Below are 17,787 nucleotides of genomic sequence, written 5' to 3'. Positions count from 1 at the left end.
GTCGGCAAACCAATTTGGTTCGGCTCAAGCGGACCGGGCATGGTCCGCATCCTCGTCGAAGTCGCGTTGCACCAGATCGACCAGCGCTTCGACCGCGGCACCTGCGCCGTCACCCTTGGCGCGGATGTGCAGCATCGTCCCCTTGGGCGCCTTGGCCGCCATCACCTTGACGATGCTCTTGGCGTCGAGCCAGGGGCCGTTGGCCGCCACCGCCACTTCCACCTCGGCCGCGAACGACTTGGCAAGCTTGGTGAACTTCACCGACGGGCGCGCGTGCAGGCCGACCGCGTGGGTGATCAGAACGGTTGCTTCGGCGGATGCGGACATTCAGTCGATTCCCGTTCGTTCACGCCGGCGACAATTCATGCGCCGTCGCCACCACGTCCTTCAGCGAGGCGCCGCCGGAGGATTCTGTCGCTGCCATCACAGCGCCTTCCACGATCGGCGCGTTGCAGACGATGATCTTGTGTGAGCGCGGCTCGCCGATCATCTCCACCGCCATCTCCGAGTTGGTTTCGGCGCCGCCGAGATCGACCAATATGGCGACGCCGGCTTCCGACCATGCCTCGTCGATGGCTCCCATGATCGCCTCGACGCTGGTGCCGAGCCCGCCATGGCCGTTGCCGCCGCACCAGGCAAGCGGCACTTCGTTGCCCACCATCTGGCGCACCATGTCGGCCGTGCCCTCGGCGACCAAGGGTGAATGCGACACGATGACGATCCCGACATTGCTCATCAATGACCCTCGACAGTTTCCGCGACGGCGCGCACCAGAAGCGCGGTCGAACGCGCTCCGGCATCCATATGCCCGACCGAACGCTCGCCCAGGAAAGAGGCGCGCCCGCGCAAGGCCTTCATCGGCACGGTGGCGTCAGCCGCCTTGTCGGCGGCGTCGGCGATCTCCTCCGCCGTCTTGCCTTGCGCCAGCGCCTCATACACCGGCTGCAGCACGTCGAGCATGGTTTTTTGCCCGACTTGCGATTTGCCCCGCGCCGCCACCGCCTCGATTGCCTTGCCCAGCGCCGTCGCCAGCCCGGCGCGATCGGGTTCTACTGGCATCTCCTTGCCGAGCGCCAGGAACAGCGTGCCGAACAACGGCCCGGAGGCGCCGCCGACAGTCATGACCAGCTTCGCGCCGACGGCTTTCAGCGCCTCGGGCAATGGCTTGGCCGCGAAGCCCTCGGTTTCGGCGCGCACCGCCTCGAAGCCGCGCTTCATGTTCAGCCCGTGATCGCCGTCGCCGATCGCCTGGTCGAGCGCGGTCAATTCCTCGGCATGGGCCGCGATCGTGTCCGCCGTCGCCGCGATCAATCGGGAGAAATCGGCCATCACTGGTCCTTCACGCCGGAGCGAACAGCGCCGCCACGGCAGCGAAGACCTCGGCCACCGCATAAGCTCCAGGATCGGCTATGTCGAGCTGCCTGCCGATATAGGCGGAGCGGCCGGCGTTCGCCTTTTGCATGGCGGTCGTCGAGTCGGCGCCGTGCCGCGCCGCCTTGGCGGCGGCTTCCAGCCCACTCGTATCGAGCGCCTTCAGCGCCGGTTCCAGCGCATCGACCATGGTGCGGTCACCGACCTTGGCGCCGCCATAGAAGGCCATGCGGTCGAGGCCGGCGAGCAGCGCTTTGCTGAGCGGCGCGCCGGTGCCGAGCGCCTGCGAGGCGGCGGTGAAGAAGATCGACAGCAGCACGCCGCTGGAGCCGCCCATCGAGATGCCGAGTGTTTCACCTATAGCGGCGAGCGTTGCGGCGCGGTCAGCAAGCAGCAGCGCGTCGATGCGTTCGAGCACGCTGCGCGCGCCCGTCGCCACGGTCGAGCCGGTGTCGCCGTCACCGGCCTTGGCGTCGAGGCTGTTGAGCGGCTCCTCGAGCGCAATCAGCTTTTCGCAGACGGCGGTGATCAGCCGCGCCGCGCCGGCGTCGCGGCTGGTCGCCTTCACCCCGTGTTCGGCAGGTTTGCCGATCGCTACGATCACCGGCTGGCGCACCGGCTTCGCCGGCAGCCAGGCATGCGGGCCGACCGGTGCCAGCAGCGCTGCTTCGCGCTCCGTGTCCAGCCGGATCAGCGACAGCGAAAACCCGTTCATGTTGAGCGCGGTCATCAGATGTCCGGGACCGATCGTCAGCGCCACGCCTTTCGCCAGCGAGGACGACAGCACGGCATTGGCGATCAACGACATTTCGATTGGCGGCACTGACCCCAGATTGTTGATCAGCAAGGCATAGCGACTGCCCGGATCGAGCCGCGCGGCGAGGCGCTCGGCCATGATGCCGACAAACGCGCTGGCGCTCTGCAGCGCGATGCGCTCGACGCCCGGCTCGCCATGGATGCCGAGACCGAGCTCGCCGTCATTGGCGCCGAAACGGTCCTCATGCGCATGGCCCGGGATCGAGCAGGATGAGAGCGAGATGCCCAGCGAAACGATGTCCTTTGCCGCCGCGCGCGCCGCCGCCGCGACCGAAGCCAGGTCATAGCCGGCTTCGGAGAGATGGCCGGCGATCTTGTGCACGAACAGCGTGCCGGCAACGCCGCGCGGCTGCGCGATGTCGGGCAGCGCGATGTCGTCGCCGACGATCACCATCTCGACGGAAAGACCTTCAGCCCGCGCCTTCTCGGCGGCGAGACCGAAATTGAGACGGTCGCCGGTGTAGTTCTTGACGACCAGCAGGCAGCCCACCGGGCCAGTCGTGGCGCGGATCGCCGCCAGCACGGCTTCGACGCTGGGCGAGGCGAATATCTCGCCCGAAACCGCGGCCGTCAGCATGCCGGCGCCGACAAAGCCGGCATGCGAGGGTTCATGCCCGGCGCCGCCGCCGGAAACGACGGCGACCTTCGTCTTGTCCCAGTCCGCGCGCAGCACGACCTTGATCTCGGGATAGCCGTCGAGGCGCGCCAGCGTGCCGGAACCGGCGGTGACCAGAAAACCGTCCAGTGCCTCGGTGACGATCGTCTCTTTGCGGTTGAAAAAGTGCTTCATGGATATCGTCCGGTCCGTGGTCGTCAATCAGTGCGAATCTGCGGGTGGCTACATCAATCTTTGCCCATCCGGGCCGAAATAAAGCGGCGAGCGATAGCGGATCGTCACCTTGTCGCCTTTTCCGAGCAGCGTGTCGGGATCGGTCAGTGTCACCAGCTTCTTCGCCCCGACCGTGACATGCAGGTGGTTCTGGTCGCCAAGATGCTCGACCCAGTCGACGACGCCGTCGGCATGGCCGTTCGCCGCCTTCTCGATCGACAGATGCTCGGTGCGGGCGCCGATCGTCGTCGTGCCCGCCGGCGCGCCGCCGTCGGGTAGCAGACCGGCCGGCAGGAGATTGATCGCCGGCTGGCCAAGGCGGGCCGCGACGTGAAGGTTTGCCGGCTCGGAATAGATCGTGCGCGGCGTGCCGATCTGCACCAGCACGCCGTTGGCAAGAATGCCGATGCGGTCGGCCATCGTCATCGCCTCGATCTGGTCGTGCGTGACATAGAGCATGGTAGCGCCGAGTTCCGACTGGATGCGCTTCAGCTCCAGCCTCAGATCGCCGCGCAATTTGGCGTCGAGCGAGGACAGCGGCTCGTCCATCAGGTAGATCGACGGCTTGCGAACCAACGCGCGGCCGATGGCGACGCGCTGCATCTCGCCGCCCGAGAGCTTGGTCGAGCGGTTGTCGAGCTTGTGATCGATGCGCACCATGCGCGCCACTTCCTCGACCCGGCGGCGCACCGCCTCTTCCGGAAAGCGCCGCGCCGGCGAGCGCAACGGAAAGGCGAGATTGTCGAAGACCGACAGATGCGGATAGAGCGAATATTGCTGGAAGACGAAAGCGGTGTCGCGCTCTGCCGGTGAGAGCGTCGTTGCATTGCGCCCGGCAATATGGATCGTGCCGCTGTCCGGCCGCTCCAGGCCGGCGATCAGCCGCAGCGTCGTCGTCTTGCCGGCGCCGGTCGGTCCGAGCAGCACGACGAACTCGCCGTCCTTGATCTGCAGATCGAGATTGCTGAGAGCGACTGTCTCGCCGAAGCCCTTGGTCACACCCCGGATATGGACGTCAGCCATGGCGCGCCTCCGCTGCGGTGTCATGCATCGCGGTCCGGACCGCGCGTCCGGTGCCTTTCTCGAACAGCGACAGCCGCGCGCTGCTCAAGGACAGCCCGACCTGCTCGCCGGGATTGAGGTGGATTTCCGCCGGCACCCGCGCCTTGATGATGCCGTCGGCGGTCTCGACAGCGACAATCTGAGTGGTGCCGAGATATTCGGTGCCGTAGATCGCGCCGCGCAGTTTCGAGCCATCGTCGAAGCGGATGTGCTCGGGCCGGATGCCGAGCGCCATATCGGCGGGTGCGATGTCCTCGCGCACCTCCGGCACCGATACTTTCGCGCCTTGCACGACGATCTCTTTCGCGCCCTTGGCAAGCCCGCCGCCGAAGCGCAGGAAATTCATCGGCGGCGAGCCGATGAAGTCGGCGACGAACATCGTCGCCGGGCGGTCGTAGATTTCGCGCGGCGTGCCGAACTGCTCGATGACGCCATGGTTCATCACGGCGATCTTGTCGGCCATCGACATCGCTTCCATCTGGTCATGCGTGACATAGACCGTGGTGGCGTGGATGCGGTTATGCAGCTCGCGCAGTTCATGCACCATAAGATCGCGGAACTCGGTATCGAGCGTGCCGAGCGGCTCGTCCATCAGGAAGCATTTTGGCCGCCGCACGATGGCGCGGCCGAGCGCGACGCGCTGGCGGTCGCCGCCCGCAAGACCTGAGACCGATTTCTCAAGCAGGTGGTCGATACGCAGGAGCTTCGCGGTCTCGTCGACACGGCTCCGGATCTCGGCTGCCGGCATGCCCTGCGCCAAAAGCGGAAAGCCGATGTTCTTGCGCACATTCATATGCGGATAGAGCGCGAACAGCTGGAAGACGAAGGCGATGTCGCGCTCGCGGGCGCGGCGCATGGTAACCTCCTCGCCGCCGAGCAGGATCTGGCCGCCGGTCGGCAGTTCGAGGCCGGCGATCATGCGCAAGGTCGTCGTCTTGCCGCAGCCGGACGGCCCGAGCATGACGAAGAACTCGCCATCCTCGACGACGAAGTTGGAGTCCTGCACGGCGACGAAATCGCCGAAGGCCTTCCTCAGATGTTGGACGCGGATCTCGGCCATGACTATTCCGGGAACTTCGAGACGATGATGAACATCACCGTGCCGGCAAGCATGGTGATGAAGGAATAGGTGTAGAGCGCCAGCGCGAAAGGCTGGAACAGCATCAGGAAGCCGATGGCGATGAGCGCCGTGGCGATGTTTTCCATCAGGCTGCGCCTTGCCCAGCGGGGCCAGCGTGATTTGCGCTTGGTGGGTTGGGTCATGCTCATTTGCGCACCGCGCCGAAGGTTATGCCGCGCAGCAATTGTTTGCGCAGCAGGATGGTGAAGACCAGGATCGGCACCAGGAAGATCGTCGTGCCCGCCGCCACCGCCGGCCAGTCCTGGCCGCCTTCGCCGATGATGGTCGGGATGAAGGGCGGCGCGGTCTGCGCGGTGCCCGAGGTGAGCAGGGCGGCGAAGGCGTATTCGTTCCAGGCGAAGATCAGGCAGAAGATGGCGGTTGCCGCAATGCCGGTCGTCGCCTGTGGCAGCACGGTGCGCCAGAAGGCCTGCAGCCTGGTGTAGCCGTCGATCATGGCGGCTTCCTCATATTCGCGCGGGATCTCGTCGATGAAGCCCTTGAGCAGCCATACCGCCAGCGAGACGTTGACCGCGGTGTAGAGCAGGATCATGCCGAGCGCGGTGTCCGAGAGGCCAAGCTGGCGATACATCAGGTAGATCGGGATCGCGACCGCGATCGGCGGCATGAAGCGCGTCGACAGGATGAAGAACAGAAGGTCGTCGGCCAGAGGCACCTTGAAGCGCGAAAAGCCGTAGGCCGAGAGCGTGCCGAGGAAGACCGCGCAGAAGGTCGAGCCGAAGGCGATGATCAGCGAGTTGACGAAGCGCGGCAGGAAGTTCGACGGCCCGGCGATCACCATGTTGCGCTTGCGCACCGTCTCGTCGCAGAAGCCGGTCGCCGGCCCAAGCGAGTTGATGTATTCCGGCGTCTGCCGCGTGCGGGTGGTGAACAGGTTGCAATAGCCTTCGATGCTCGGCTGGAAGACGACCTTGGGCGGATAGGCGATCGAATCCGGCGGCGTCTTGAAGCTGGTGGCGAAGATCCACAGCAGCGGCACGATCGAGATCAAGGCGTAGAGCACGATGATCGTGCCGGCGATGCGCTTCGAGTTTGCCGAGGGGGCGACGACGGAATGGGCGGTGGTCAGGCTCATCTCTGCTTCACCTTGTTGAGCGCCTTGACGTAGATGTTGGCCAGGCCGAACACCGCGACGAACAGGATGATGGCAAAGGCCGAGGAATAGCCTGTGCGCCAGCTCTCGAAAGCCTGCCGCTTCAGCGTGATCGAGGCGACCTCCGTGGTCGAGCCTGGCCCGCCGCCGGTGAGCAGATTGACCATGTCGAACATCTTGAAATTCTCGATGCCGCGAAACAGCACAGCGAGCATGATGAAGGGCAGCGCCATCGGCAGCGTGATCGACCAGAACTGCCGCCAGTTGGAGGCGCGGTCGACCTCGGCCGCTTCATAGATGTATTCGGGGATGGAGCGCAGGCCGGCGAGGCAGATCAGCATCACGTAGGGCGTCCACATCCAGGTGTCGACGATGATGATCGACCACGGCGCCAGCTCCACATTGGACAGCATCTGGATGTTCGTTGGCGGAATGCTGGTGATGAAGGAGATAGCGTAGGAGAACAGGCCGATCTGCGGCTCGTAGAGGAAGCGCCAGAAATTGCCGACCACCGCCGGAGACAGCATCATCGGCACCAGGATGATCGTCGTCCAGAAGGCGTGGCCACGGAATTTTCTGTCGATCAGCCAGGCCAGCGTAAAGCCGATAAGCGTCTGCAGCAGGATCGTCCAGAACACGAAATGCGCCGTCGTCTGCATGGCGATCCAGATGTCCTGGTCGCCGAGGATGCGCTGGTAGTTGGCGAGCCCGAGGTTCTTCACCACCTCGTTCGGCCGGTTGGCGCGATAGTTGGTGAAGGAGAGATAGATCGCCCAGAAAAGCGGGAAGATGTTGATGGCGAGCAGCAACAGGATCGTCGGCGAGATGAAGAGCCAGGCGAGGCCCTTGTCGCTGATGCCCCGGACCTTGCGGGCCAACGGTTCCGGGGTCGCCCGGGCAACGTTCTCCGCAGTCCGATTGAGCATGGTAAGTCCTGCTTCGGTCACTTGGGTCGTCTCTGTCATGGAATTTATCTGAACTGCGTCCCGTGCCAAGGGCGGCACGGGACCGAGAGCATGATGCCGAAAAGTGTGAAGCGGTTTTCGGACGACATCATGCTCACTCTCTCTTTGGTCCGGAGCGGATGATTTCAGGTCTTTTCGACCCGAAATCATCTGCTCTGGTCCTAGCTCGGGAGGAGCCGGTTACATCTTGCCGTCCTCCTGGAACACTTGCGTCCAGTCCTTGACCAGGCCGTCAAGCGCATCCTTGGCAGAGCCCTGGCCGGCGACGACATAGTCGTGGAAGCGCTTCTGCGAGGCCTGCAGCAGCGGCGCGTAGCTCGGCTCGGCCCAGAAGTCCTTCACGATGGCCATCGAGTCGAGGAAGGTCTGCGCGTAGGGCTGGCTGGCCGGGAACTTCGGATCCTTCACCACCGCGTTGAGGCAGGAATAACCGCCCAGCGACCACCATTTGGCCTGCACGTCCTTGTTGGCGAACCACTTGATGTATTTCAGCGCCGATTCCTGCTTGTCGGAATAGGACACCACCGAAATACCCTGACCGCCAAGCTGCGCGAACTGGGCGCCGCCGGGACCCTTGGGATTGACGAAGTAGCCGATTTTGTCGCCGCCGACATTCTCGTCCTTCTGCAGGCCTGGCCAGGTGAAGGCGAAGTTCATGTGCATCGCCACCTGACCGGATTTGAAGGCATCGACGCCTTCACCCATGTAGCTGTTCGATGCGCCCGGAGGGGTACAGCAGTCGTAAAGCGCCTTGTAGAATTCCAGGCCTTTGACCGAGTCGGCCGAATTGACGAAGCCTTCCATCTCGTAGGGCTTCTTCGGGTTCTCATACTGGAAGCCGTAGCTGTAGAGCACATCCATGGCGCCCATGGTGATGCCTTCCGAGCCGCGCTCGGTATAGATCGAGGCGCCGTAGACGGTCTTGCCGTCGATCTGCCGCTTCTGGAAGAATTCGGCGATCTGCTTCAACTGGTCGAAAGTCGCCGGCGGGCCGAGATCCCAGCCATACTTCTCCTTGAATTCCTTCTGCAGTTCCGGCTTGGAGAACCAGTCCTTGCGATAGGTCCAGCCGACGACGTCGCCCATGGCCGGCAGCGCCCAATAGTTCGGCGTGTTCTTCGGCCATTCCGAGTAGCCGACGACAGTTGCCGGCACGAAGTCGTCCATGCTGATCTTCTCCTTCTCGAAGAAGTCGTTCAGCTTGACGTAGTGGCCGTTCTCGGCTGCGCCGCCGATCCACTGGCTGTCGCCGATGATCAGGTCGCAGAGCTTACCGTGCGAGTTGAGCTCGTTGAGGAAGCGGTCAGCATAATTGGTCCACGGCACGAACTCGAACTTCATGCCGATGCCGGTTTCCTTGGTGAAGTCCTTGGACAGTTCCACGAGCGCGTTGGCCGGATCCCAGGCCGCCCAGCACAGCGTCAGGTCTTCCGCATGCGCGACGTTCGAGACGGCTGTCGACGCAAAGATCGCCGAGGCCAGTCCCAACGCCAGTTTCAAGGTCGATTTCATGCCTTCCTCCCATTTGCGAAACGCGTCCGGATGACGGTTTCAAGAGCCCTCAACCCTCGCTCCTCCGAGGGCCCAAACATGGCGGCGCGGCGCGTCGCGATGTTTAGTAATTTGTTTAGTGATGCAATTTTTACTAAACAAGGCAAGCGAATTCGTTGCTGCGCCGCAGCATGACGAAACCGGTGATTGAAATCGTTTGGGAAATGCCGTTGAAGAGCCGGACCGTTAATCGCTCAGCCGGCTTCGCCAACGACGTTTGTCTGGGGCGTCACCGGCCGTACCGGCGGCGCGGGCGGCAGCAATGCGCGTATATCGGCGAAGGGAAATGTAGGCTCGAAGCGGAAGGCCTCGGCCAGTGAACCGGGGACGCTGTTGCACTGTCCGGCGCGAAATTCATTCTGGACGCGCGCCCTCTCGACATATTGCTCCGGCATCTGCGACCGATGCGCCCGGATCGCCTGTGTCTTGACATCGCGGTGGGCGGAAATGTCGACATAGAGCGTCGGCGAAAAACCGGTGCCGCCCATCGTGTCGGCATGCAGCACAGGCACCGCGAAGGAGGCCGCGATGCGTACGCCGTCCGACAGCGCGCGATGGTCGGCGTGATAGTCGTTCGGCGCATGCGTGATGGCGAGGTCCGGGTTCACCTCGCCGATCAGCGTTTTCAGCACCGATATCAACGCGGCGTCGGCAATCAGCGCGCCGTCGGGAAAGTCCAGGAAGCGCGGCACGGCGCCAATCAGGCCTGCCGCCGCGGCCGCTTCGTCGCGTCGTGTCCTGGCCAGCGCCTTTGGATCGCCCTTGCCGCCCTTGGCTCCGTCCGTAGCCACGGCAAAAGTGAGTTCTGCGCCTTGCGCCGCATAGGCGGCCAGCGTACCGAACATGAAGATCTCGATGTCGTCGGGATGTGCGCCCAGCGCCAATATCTTCACGTCTCTCTCCCGGAATTGGTAAAGTGCCGAACGGAATCCTGCTCGCCCTGATCGCCTATGCAAGCTATTCGTGCAGCGATGCCGTTATCAAGAGCTTGGGCGGACAGTTCACCGTCTTCGAGATCGGCTTCTTCGTAACCTTGTTCGCCGGCTGTTTCCTGTTCTTTACAAAACCGGGCGAGGAGCGCTGGCGCGATTTCTGGCGCACTAAGCGACCTTGGGCAGTTCAAGCCCGCGCCTTGGCGGGCATCGCCTCGGGCATGCTCAGCGTCTATTCCTTCACCACCATTCCGCTGGCGGAGGTCTACGCGCTGATCTTTTTGGCGCCGATGCTGGTCACCGTTCTTTCGACCGTCATTCTGAAGGAAAAGGTCGGTCCCTGGCGATGGCTGGCCGTGCTCACCGGCTTTGTCGGCGTCATGCTTGTGGTGCGTCCAGGCTTTCGCGAATTGCATCTCGGCCACCTCGCGGCGCTTGCCAATGCGTTTGTCGCCGCAACGATCGTCGTCCTGATGCGCTCTCTCGCCCAACAGGAAAAGCGCACGACCATGTTGGGCACGTTGATCGGCTATGGCCTGCTGTTCAACGGCATCGGCGCCGCCGCGACGTCGTTCTCGCTCCCCAATCTGTGGCAAATGGCCTGGTTGGTGCTGGGCGGCCTGTTCACCGCCGGTGGCCAGTTGCTGCATCTGCTCGCGGTCAAGTACGCGCCGGCCAACCGCATCGCGCCGACACATTATTCGCAGATGATCTGGGCGGTAGTGCTGGGGGCCATGTTTTTCAAGGAATATCCGGACGCCGTTTCGCTTGTCGGCCTTGCCGTCGTCGGCGCATCCGGCCTTTTGACGATGGTTCGCGAGGAGGTCAGGCTCGGCACCGTGCGCTGGAATCCGTTTACGCGGACCAGGCTTTGACCGGCCGTGGCCTCGCACATTGCGCGGCGACCGCAACCGCTGATATGCGGGCGCGATGACGACAAAACCCTTGCCGGAGCTTCCGGTATCCGCCGTGCTGCCGGCGCTGAGCGAAGCGCTTGGCTCCGGCAACAGTGCCGTGCTGGTGGCGCCGCCCGGCGCCGGCAAGACGACGCTGGTGCCGCTGGCGCTGCTCGATGCGGCCTGGCTCGGCACAGGTAAAATCGTCCTGCTCGAGCCGCGCCGGCTGGCCGCCCGCGCCGCCGCCCGCCGCATGGCCGAGCTGCTCGGCGAGGAACCCGGCGGCACCATCGGCTATGCCATGCGCATGGAGAACCGTACTTCGGCGCGCACAAAAATCCTCGTCGTCACCGAAGGTGTTTTGTCGCGCATGATCCTCGACGATCCGGAACTGCCCGGCGTTTCGGCGGTGATCTTCGACGAATTCCACGAGCGTTCGCTCGACGGCGATTTCGGCCTGGCGCTGGCGCTCGATGTCCAGGGAGCACTGAGGCCCGACCTGCGCCTGCTGGTGATGTCGGCGACGCTCGACGGCGCGCGTGTCGCAAAGCTGCTTTCCGGTGCGCCGGTGATCGAAAGCGAAGGTCGCGCCTTCCCGGTCGACATCCGCTACGACGAACGGCCGGCCGGCGTGGCCATCGAGGACGCGATGTCCAGGGCGGTCCGTTCGGCGCTCGCCACGGAGCCGGGCAGCGTGCTCGCCTTCCTGCCCGGACAGCGCGAGATCGAACGCACCGTCGAACGGCTTCTGGGCGTTGCCGGCGCCGATACCGATATCGTGCCGCTTTACGGCCAGCTCGACAATCGGGCGCAGGATCAAGCCATCAAACCTGCGCCGGCGGGTCGGCGCAAGGTGGTGCTGGCGACGTCGATCGCCGAGACCTCGATCACTATCGACGGCGTCCGCGTCATCATCGATTCCGGCCTGTCGCGTTTGCCGCGCTACGAGCCGGCGAGCGGCCTGACCCGTCTGGAAACGGTGCGCGTCAGCAAGGCCTCGGCCGACCAGCGCGCCGGCCGCGCCGGTCGCACGCAGCCAGGCGTCGCTATCCGCTTGTGGCGCGCCGAACAGACCACGGCACTCCCCGCCTTCACGCCGCCGGAAATCCTCGAGGCCGATCTGTCCGGCCTGCTGCTAGATTGTGCTGCTTTCGGCGTCGCCGATCCGTCGAGCCTGTCCTTTCTCGATCCGCTGCCGGCGCCGGCGCTCAACGAGGCCCGCACGCTGCTCGAGGCGCTGCACGCCATCGACGATGCCGGCCGCTTGACGGAAGCGGGCGCTGCCATGCGCAAGCTCGCGCTGCCGGTGCGGCTGGCGCATATGCTGGCCGAAGCGGCGAAGACCGGGCAGGCGCTCGCGGCGGCCACACTTGCCGTTTTGCTTACCGAGCGCGGGCTGGGCGGCGACAGCGCCGATCTGGAACGGCGGCTGATCCGCTTTCGCGGCGAGAAGTCGCCGCGCGCCAATGCGGCGCGGCAACTCGTCGAGCGCCTGGCGAGACAGGCTGGCGGGGGGCAACGCGGCGAGGCGGCCTCGGCCGGCGCTTTGCTGATCCATGCCTGGCCGGACCGTGTCGCACGGGCGCGCGGCGAGCGGGGCCGCTTCGTGCTCGCCAACGGCTCCGGCGCCATGGTCGACGCCGCCGATCCGTTGGCCGGCGAAACCTGGCTGGTCGTCGCCGATTTGCAGGGCAAGGCGCAGAATGCCCGTATCACCGCCGCTGCGCCTGTCGACGAAGCCGACATCCGCGCCGCCCTTGCCGACCGCATCGAGACGAAGCGCGAGGCCGGCTTCGACCGCGAGCGGCGCTCTGTGCGCGTGCGCGAGACCGCCAGGCTCGGCGCGATCACGCTGTCCGAACGCATGCTGCCGGCGCCGTCCGGCGCTGATGCCGACCGCGCCATCACAGACGCGTTGCGCGGGCATGGCCTGTCGCTGCTCGACTGGGGCAAGGACGGCGAGACGCTGCGCCAGCGGCTTGGCTGGCTGCATCGCGGCCTGGGCGCGCCCTGGCCGGATGTTTCCGATGCCGGGCTTCTGAACCGCCTCGACGATTGGCTCGTGCCGTTCCTTGCCGGCGACGCGTCTTTCGCGGCCATCAAGCCCGCCATCCTCTCGGCGGCGCTGATGGCCTTGGTCCCGCATGATCTGCAGCGCAAGGTCGATGCGCTGGCGCCGACCCATTTCGACGCGCCGTCCGGCAGCCACGTGCCGATCCGCTATGATGGCGAATGGCCGGTGCTGGCGATCCGCGTGCAGGAGTTGTTCGGCCTCGACCGTCATCCCTCGATCGCCAACGGCACGGTGCCGCTGACGCTGGAGCTTTTGTCGCCGGCGCATCGCCCCATCCAGACGACGCGCGACCTGCCGGGCTTCTGGCGCGGCTCCTGGGCGGATGTGCGCACCGACATGCGCGGCCGCTACCCCAGGCATGTCTGGCCGGAAAACCCGCTTCTGGCCACCGCCACCAGCCGCGCCAAGCCACGCGGGACTTAGCGACGGGGCCACGATAGCGAACGGTATAACCTTGGTGGTTGGCGTAAACGCCCATCATGGCGCACCGAGACGAATGATGGAACACCGCTGCCACCTTTACAGTGCTACTAGCGCACACCATCGCGCGGCTATAATCGTAAGTCGATGATCAACATCCTGCGCGTGCCCGATTCCCAGCAAAGCCAGCGGCTGCGGCTCAACACGCTGATCCGCCTGCGTTGGCTCGCCATCGTCGGCCAGAGCCTGACGGTGCTGGTCGTTGCCTATGGCCTGAAATTCCCGCTGCCGGTGTCGATGTGCTTTGCGCTGATCGCCTGCTCGGCCTGGATGAATCTGTGGCTGACCTTCCGCTATCCGGCGGCGCACCGGCTGACGCCGCTCTCGGCCTTCGCGATCCTCACCTTCGACGGCATCCAGCTCACCGGCCTGCTCTATATGACCGGCGGCCTGACCAATCCGTTCTCGGTCCTGCTTTCCGTGCCCGTGGTCATTTCGGCCGCGTCGCTGCCGCTGCGCCTCACCGCCGTGCTGGGCGCGCTGGTCATGGCCGCCGCCACGCTTCTGGTGTTCTTCCATCAGCCGCTGCCCTGGTACGAGGGCTCGCCTTTGCCGATGCCGTTCATCTATGTCGCCGGCATGTGGATGGCGGTCTTCGCCTCGATCTCCTTCACCGCCATCTACGCTTTCCGCGTCGCCGCCGAGGCGCGCTTGCTCGCCAATGCGCTTGCCGCCACCGAACTGGTGCTGCAGCGCGAACAGCATCTTTCGGCGCTGGACGGGCTGGCGGCGGCCGCCGCGCATGAACTCGGCACGCCTTTGGCCACCATCACAGTTGTCGCCAAGGAGATGGAAAAGGCGCTCGGCAAGGATCCGAAATACGGCGAGGACGTGAAGCTGTTGCGCTCGCAAAGCGAGCGTTGCCGCGAAATCCTGAAGCGGCTGACCAGCCTTTCATCGGAAGGCGAAGTGCATATGTCGCGCATGCCGCTCACCTCGCTGGTCGAGGAGGTGACAGCGCCTCACCGCGATTTCGGCATCTCGATCCGGCTGCGGCCCGGCGAGCGCATCGGCCCCGAGCCGGTCGGCCAGCGCAGCCCCGGTGTCATCTATGGGCTTGGCAATCTGGTCGAGAACGCTGTCGACTTCGCCCGCAAGTCGGTCACCGTGAGCTGGGCCTGGGACAATGAGAAAGTCACCTTTTCCATCATCGACGACGGCCCGGGTTTTCCGCCGGAGATAATCGACCGCATCGGCGAGCCTTATATGTCGACGCGACAGGGCACCGAGGCCGGCGGCGGCCTGGGGCTTGGGCTGTTCATCGCCAAGACTTTGCTCGAGCGCTCCGGCGCCACCATCGACTTCCGCAATTCGAGCGGGCTCGGCGAAGGCGCCGTGGTTCAGATCGCCTGGCCGCGCGGCCTCTTCCTCAATCAGGACCTTGCCTCGGCGACCATGTTCGACAATGCCTAGCGCATTTCCAAGCCTTGCAATTACCGCATGGCAGCTCTGTTGCCGGCTGTAAAAATTGGACATTGCTGTTGCAGAACTGTATCTGCGTAAAAGTAAGGCACGTCGCCCGAAACTGTGCAGTGTTTCCGGGAAAAAGGACATGCTTGGAAACAGGGACTTAAGGCGCGTTCGCTAGAACGATACGAAAGCGCTCCAGGTCGTTAGGGTGCCGATAATGAGCGGAGATGAAACGACTGGCGCAATGGTTGAGGGCGATGACACCTCGCTGTTGATCGTCGAGGACGACAAGCCATTCCTCACCCGGCTCGCCCGGGCCATGGAAACACGGGGCTTCGTGGTCGAGACGGCCGAGAGTGTGGAGGAGGCGGTCGCCAAGGCGCGCGCCCATCCGCCGGCCTATGCGGTGGTCGACATGCGGCTGGGCGACGGCAACGGCCTCGATGTCGTGGCCGCCATCCGCGAAAAGCGCGACGACGCCCGCGCCATCATCCTGACCGGCTACGGCAACATTGCCACCGCGGTTACGGCCGTGAAGCTCGGCGCGATCGACTATCTTTCCAAGCCGGCGGACGCCGACGACGTTTTTGCGGCACTGACCCGTACCTCGGGCGAGCGCGCCGCACCCCCGGAAAACCCGATGTCGGCCGACCGCGTGCGCTGGGAGCATATCCAGCGCGTCTACGAGATGTGCGACCGCAACGTGTCCGAGACCGCGCGCCGGCTGAATATGCACCGCCGGACCTTGCAGCGGATTCTGGCTAAGCGCGCGCCGCGCTAGGCCACTTTCATCATCCTAGGGCGTAGCGACGCGAAGCGGAGCAACTTGCGTCGCCGATGATGCCTGCGCATCATCGCCAATGATGCCGATCGGGAAACCCCGACATTGGAGAGCCTATGCAAGACGAGCAGCCAAAATCGATCCTGCGTGAATTCCTCGACGGCGAGGCGGCCGGCGGCATCATCCTGATGGTTGCCGCGGCGCTGGCGCTGATTGTCGCCAATTCGCCTTTGGCCGGGACCTATTTCGCCGTCCTGCATGCCTATCTCGGACCGCTCAGCGTCTCGCACTGGATCAATGACGGGCTGATGGCGGTGTTCTTCCTGCTGGTCGGGCTGGAGATCAAGCGCGAGGTGCTGGACGGCCAGCTTTCGACCTGGCCGCGCCGTGTGCTGCCCGGCATTGCCGCCGCCGGCGGCATGCTGGTGCCGGCGCTGGTCTATGTCGCCATCAACCGCGACAACCAGACCGCACTTTCCGGCTGGGCGATCCCGACCGCCACCGACATCGCCTTTGCGCTGGGCGTTCTGTCGCTGCTCGGCAGCCGCGTGCCGGCCTCGCTGAAAATCTTCCTCACGGCCCTGGCCATCATCGACGACCTTGGCGCCGTCATCATCATCGCGCTGTTTTACACCAGCGGCCTGTCGCTCGCCTATCTGGCGGCGGCTTTCGCGGTCATTGCCGTGCTCGTCGTGCTCAACCGCATGCGGGTGATGAACTTGATCCCCTATCTGGTGCTTGGCGCGGTGCTGTGGGTGCTGGTGCTGAAGTCGGGCGTGCACGCCACGCTCGCCGGCGTGGCACTTGCGCTCACCATTCCCCTGGAGCGTAGTCCCGGCATCGGCCACGATGGCGAGTATTCGCCGCTGCATAGGCTCGAGCATGGCCTGCATAAGCTCGTGCCCTTCTTCGTCATCCCGATTTTCGGTTTCGCCAATGCCGGCGTCTCGCTCGGCGGCTTGAGCGCCGCCGCGCTGGTCGAGCCGCTGACTTTGGGCGTCGCCGCCGGCCTGGTGCTTGGCAAGCTGGTCGGCGTCTTCGGCTCCTCGGCAATTGCTATCCGGCTCGGCCTCGCCGACCTGCCGGTCAACGCCGGCTGGCTGCACATGATTGGCATTTCGCTTCTATGCGGCATCGGCTTCACCATGAGTCTGTTCATCGGTCTGCTCGCCTTCGCCAGCAACCCGGCGCTTCAGGACGCGGTCAAGGTCGGCATTCTGGCGGGGTCGCTGATCGCGGCGCTGGTTGGCGCGGCAGTGCTGCTGATGGCGCCGGCGGCCGGCGGGGCGGACGAGGACTTGGGATAGTCCTCAAGTTACGCCAGGTTCCGGCGACAGGCCGAAAGCTGGGAACAATCTCGGCGCCAGCGGCGGCACATAGATCGTCAGCGAGGCGATCTTGCCGTCGGCCGGTTCAATCACATGCAGCGAATGGGCTCGCCATGCCAAATCGTCCCGGCCGAGCGCGTAGACCGCGACCGCCGGTTGGCCATTGGCCGCGATGGCTACCGCGCGATAGCCGGCGAAATTGCCCCAGACGCTTGCCAGGAAAGCGCCGATCGCCGGGCGTCCGCGGTACCATTCCCGCCAGGGCGGCATGTGGTAGATGGCGTCCTCGCGCAACAGGTCGACAAGTCCGTCGAGATTGTCGGCCTGCCATGCATGCATATAGCGTTCGAGCAGCAGGCCTTCCTCCGCATCGGGCTGGGATCGCTGCGGCAGGCGTCCCTGCCTGTATCGCGCACCGAGCGTCGTGCGCGCCCGCTGCAAGGCGCTGTTGATCGAGGCGGTCGTTCCGCCCAGCAATTGCGCGGTCTCGATGGCGGACCATCCAAGCACATCGCATAGCAGCAAGGCGGCGCGCTGCCTTGGCGGCAGCAACTGGATCGCCGCGACGAAAGCGAGCCGCACGGCTTCGCGGGCTTCGTAGCGTGCCTCCGGCCCGGGCGTCTGGTCGACGACATCAGGCAACTCCGCATCCGGATAAGGCTCCAGCCATGGCAGGTCGATGACCGGTCCGCCGGTCGCCGGCCCATCCGAGGGCGTCTGCTCCGGTTGTTTGAGCAGCCGCCGAGCCGCCGAGCGCGCCTTGATCGCATTGAGGCAGCTGTTGGTGGCGATCGTGTAGAGCCAGCCGCGTGCCGAACCGCGCCCATCGAACTGTGACCGCGCGCGCCAGGCGCTGAGCAAAGTATCCTGGACAAGGTCATCCGCCTCATGCAGCGAGCCCATCATCCTGTAGCAGTGCAGCTTGAGCTCGCGGCGGTGCAGCGCCGTCAGGCGCTCGAAGGCCAGCCGGTCGAGAGCCGGCCAGCCTGGCCGGCCCAAAGGCTCGATGGGGCCGGAAGCATCAGTCATGCGCGGTCCGGGGAGCTGCGTTCGGCCGG

At 65.0% G+C, this 17,787-nt stretch carries 17 protein-coding genes; 5 read left to right on the top strand and 12 right to left on the bottom strand.

From position 1 onward, the window contains the following. Positions 1–24: 24 nt before the first annotated feature. The 11 genes from AB6802_RS01480 to AB6802_RS01430 all read right to left on the bottom strand — a co-directional run bounded on the left by AB6802_RS01480 (position 25) and on the right by AB6802_RS01430 (position 9,721). Positions 25–327 (bottom strand): HPr family phosphocarrier protein, encoded by a 303-nt coding sequence (locus tag AB6802_RS01480; RefSeq protein WP_371008220.1) that lies wholly within the window; start codon positions 325–327, stop codon positions 25–27. A gap of 19 nt (positions 328–346) precedes the next feature. Next, complete coding sequence (gene dhaM / locus AB6802_RS01475) at positions 347–736, bottom strand: dihydroxyacetone kinase phosphoryl donor subunit DhaM (protein WP_371008219.1); 390 nt, start codon at positions 734–736, stop codon at positions 347–349. Next, positions 736–1,329: a dihydroxyacetone kinase subunit DhaL gene (gene dhaL, locus AB6802_RS01470; RefSeq protein ID WP_371008218.1), complete on the bottom strand. Its 594-nt coding sequence runs from the start codon at positions 1,327–1,329 to the stop codon at positions 736–738. The genes dhaM and dhaL overlap by 1 nt, the downstream gene beginning before the upstream one ends. Positions 1,330–1,339: 10 nt before the next feature. Further along, positions 1,340–2,977: a dihydroxyacetone kinase subunit DhaK gene (locus AB6802_RS01465; RefSeq protein ID WP_371008217.1), complete on the bottom strand. Its 1,638-nt coding sequence runs from the start codon at positions 2,975–2,977 to the stop codon at positions 1,340–1,342. Positions 2,978–3,025: 48 nt separating this feature from the next. After that, positions 3,026–4,039 carry an ABC transporter ATP-binding protein gene (locus tag AB6802_RS01460; protein WP_371008216.1) on the bottom strand — a complete coding sequence of 338 codons (1,014 nt, stop codon included), beginning with the start codon at positions 4,037–4,039 and terminating at the stop codon, positions 3,026–3,028. Next, positions 4,032–5,138 carry an ABC transporter ATP-binding protein gene (locus tag AB6802_RS01455; RefSeq protein ID WP_371008215.1) on the bottom strand — a complete coding sequence of 369 codons (1,107 nt, stop codon included), beginning with the start codon at positions 5,136–5,138 and terminating at the stop codon, positions 4,032–4,034. Before AB6802_RS01455 ends, AB6802_RS01460 begins: the two co-directional genes overlap by 8 nt. 2 nt (positions 5,139–5,140) lie before the next feature. After that, positions 5,141–5,347 (bottom strand): hypothetical protein, encoded by a 207-nt coding sequence (locus tag AB6802_RS01450; RefSeq protein WP_371008214.1) that lies wholly within the window; start codon positions 5,345–5,347, stop codon positions 5,141–5,143. Next, positions 5,344–6,294 (bottom strand): carbohydrate ABC transporter permease, encoded by a 951-nt coding sequence (locus AB6802_RS01445; protein ID WP_371008213.1) that lies wholly within the window; start codon positions 6,292–6,294, stop codon positions 5,344–5,346. The genes AB6802_RS01450 and AB6802_RS01445 overlap by 4 nt, the downstream gene beginning before the upstream one ends. Continuing rightward, entirely contained in the window at positions 6,291–7,238 is a 948-nt protein-coding gene (locus tag AB6802_RS01440) for a carbohydrate ABC transporter permease (RefSeq protein WP_371008765.1), read from the bottom strand. The genes AB6802_RS01445 and AB6802_RS01440 overlap by 4 nt, the downstream gene beginning before the upstream one ends. A gap of 219 nt (positions 7,239–7,457) precedes the next feature. Further along, positions 7,458–8,789, bottom strand: a complete 1,332-nt coding sequence (locus AB6802_RS01435; RefSeq protein WP_371008212.1) for an ABC transporter substrate-binding protein — start codon at positions 8,787–8,789, stop codon at positions 7,458–7,460. Between the two features lie 233 nt (positions 8,790–9,022). Continuing rightward, positions 9,023–9,721 carry a PIG-L deacetylase family protein gene (locus AB6802_RS01430; RefSeq protein ID WP_371008211.1) on the bottom strand — a complete coding sequence of 233 codons (699 nt, stop codon included), beginning with the start codon at positions 9,719–9,721 and terminating at the stop codon, positions 9,023–9,025. Positions 9,722–9,744: 23 nt separating this feature from the next. Between AB6802_RS01430 and AB6802_RS01425 the strand changes: the two genes are divergently transcribed. From AB6802_RS01425 to nhaA, 5 genes are all read left to right on the top strand, one after another. Next, complete coding sequence (locus AB6802_RS01425; RefSeq protein WP_371008210.1) at positions 9,745–10,635, top strand: DMT family transporter; 891 nt, start codon at positions 9,745–9,747, stop codon at positions 10,633–10,635. Positions 10,636–10,690: 55 nt separating this feature from the next. After that, positions 10,691–13,153, top strand: coding sequence for an ATP-dependent helicase HrpB (hrpB, locus tag AB6802_RS01420; protein ID WP_371008209.1), 2,463 nt, complete (start codon positions 10,691–10,693; stop codon positions 13,151–13,153). A gap of 144 nt (positions 13,154–13,297) precedes the next feature. Continuing rightward, a complete protein-coding gene (locus AB6802_RS01415; protein ID WP_371008208.1) occupies positions 13,298–14,623 on the top strand; it encodes an ActS/PrrB/RegB family redox-sensitive histidine kinase in 1,326 nt (441 codons plus the stop codon). Between the two features lie 214 nt (positions 14,624–14,837). Then, positions 14,838–15,401, top strand: coding sequence for an ActR/PrrA/RegA family redox response regulator transcription factor (locus AB6802_RS01410; protein WP_371008207.1), 564 nt, complete (start codon positions 14,838–14,840; stop codon positions 15,399–15,401). Positions 15,402–15,517: 116 nt separating this feature from the next. Beyond that, positions 15,518–16,708 (top strand): Na+/H+ antiporter NhaA, encoded by a 1,191-nt coding sequence (nhaA, locus tag AB6802_RS01405; RefSeq protein WP_371008206.1) that lies wholly within the window; start codon positions 15,518–15,520, stop codon positions 16,706–16,708. Positions 16,709–16,711: 3 nt separating this feature from the next. Here nhaA and AB6802_RS01400 read toward each other — a convergent pair whose 3' ends face one another. Then, a complete protein-coding gene (locus AB6802_RS01400) occupies positions 16,712–17,758 on the bottom strand; it encodes an RNA polymerase subunit sigma-70 (RefSeq protein WP_371008205.1) in 1,047 nt (348 codons plus the stop codon). Between the last annotated feature and the right edge of the window lie 29 nt (positions 17,759–17,787).

It is taken from the genome of Mesorhizobium sp. RCC_202, from assembly GCF_041355295.1.
GTDB lineage: Bacteria > Pseudomonadota > Alphaproteobacteria > Rhizobiales > Rhizobiaceae > Mesorhizobium.
This window is presented reverse-complemented; position numbering and strand designations above follow the sequence as displayed.

Coding starts and splice junctions, on each gene's coding strand:
- AB6802_RS01445 (WP_371008213.1), bottom strand. CDS start 6,294: ATGAGCCTGACCACCGCCCATTCCGTCGTCGCCCCCTCGGCAAACTCG.
- AB6802_RS01440 (WP_371008765.1), bottom strand. CDS start 7,238: ATGCTCAATCGGACTGCGGAGAACGTTGCCCGGGCGACCCCGGAACCG.
- AB6802_RS01410 (WP_371008207.1), top strand. CDS start 14,838: ATGAGCGGAGATGAAACGACTGGCGCAATGGTTGAGGGCGATGACACC.
- dhaM (WP_371008219.1), bottom strand. CDS start 736: ATGAGCAATGTCGGGATCGTCATCGTGTCGCATTCACCCTTGGTCGCC.
- AB6802_RS01415 (WP_371008208.1), top strand. CDS start 13,298: ATGATCAACATCCTGCGCGTGCCCGATTCCCAGCAAAGCCAGCGGCTG.
- AB6802_RS01480 (WP_371008220.1), bottom strand. CDS start 327: ATGTCCGCATCCGCCGAAGCAACCGTTCTGATCACCCACGCGGTCGGC.
- AB6802_RS01450 (WP_371008214.1), bottom strand. CDS start 5,347: ATGAGCATGACCCAACCCACCAAGCGCAAATCACGCTGGCCCCGCTGG.
- AB6802_RS01435 (WP_371008212.1), bottom strand. CDS start 8,789: ATGAAATCGACCTTGAAACTGGCGTTGGGACTGGCCTCGGCGATCTTT.
- hrpB (WP_371008209.1), top strand. CDS start 10,691: ATGACGACAAAACCCTTGCCGGAGCTTCCGGTATCCGCCGTGCTGCCG.
- AB6802_RS01455 (WP_371008215.1), bottom strand. CDS start 5,138: ATGGCCGAGATCCGCGTCCAACATCTGAGGAAGGCCTTCGGCGATTTC.
- AB6802_RS01465 (WP_371008217.1), bottom strand. CDS start 2,977: ATGAAGCACTTTTTCAACCGCAAAGAGACGATCGTCACCGAGGCACTG.
- AB6802_RS01460 (WP_371008216.1), bottom strand. CDS start 4,039: ATGGCTGACGTCCATATCCGGGGTGTGACCAAGGGCTTCGGCGAGACA.
- dhaL (WP_371008218.1), bottom strand. CDS start 1,329: ATGGCCGATTTCTCCCGATTGATCGCGGCGACGGCGGACACGATCGCG.
- AB6802_RS01400 (WP_371008205.1), bottom strand. CDS start 17,758: ATGACTGATGCTTCCGGCCCCATCGAGCCTTTGGGCCGGCCAGGCTGG.
- nhaA (WP_371008206.1), top strand. CDS start 15,518: ATGCAAGACGAGCAGCCAAAATCGATCCTGCGTGAATTCCTCGACGGC.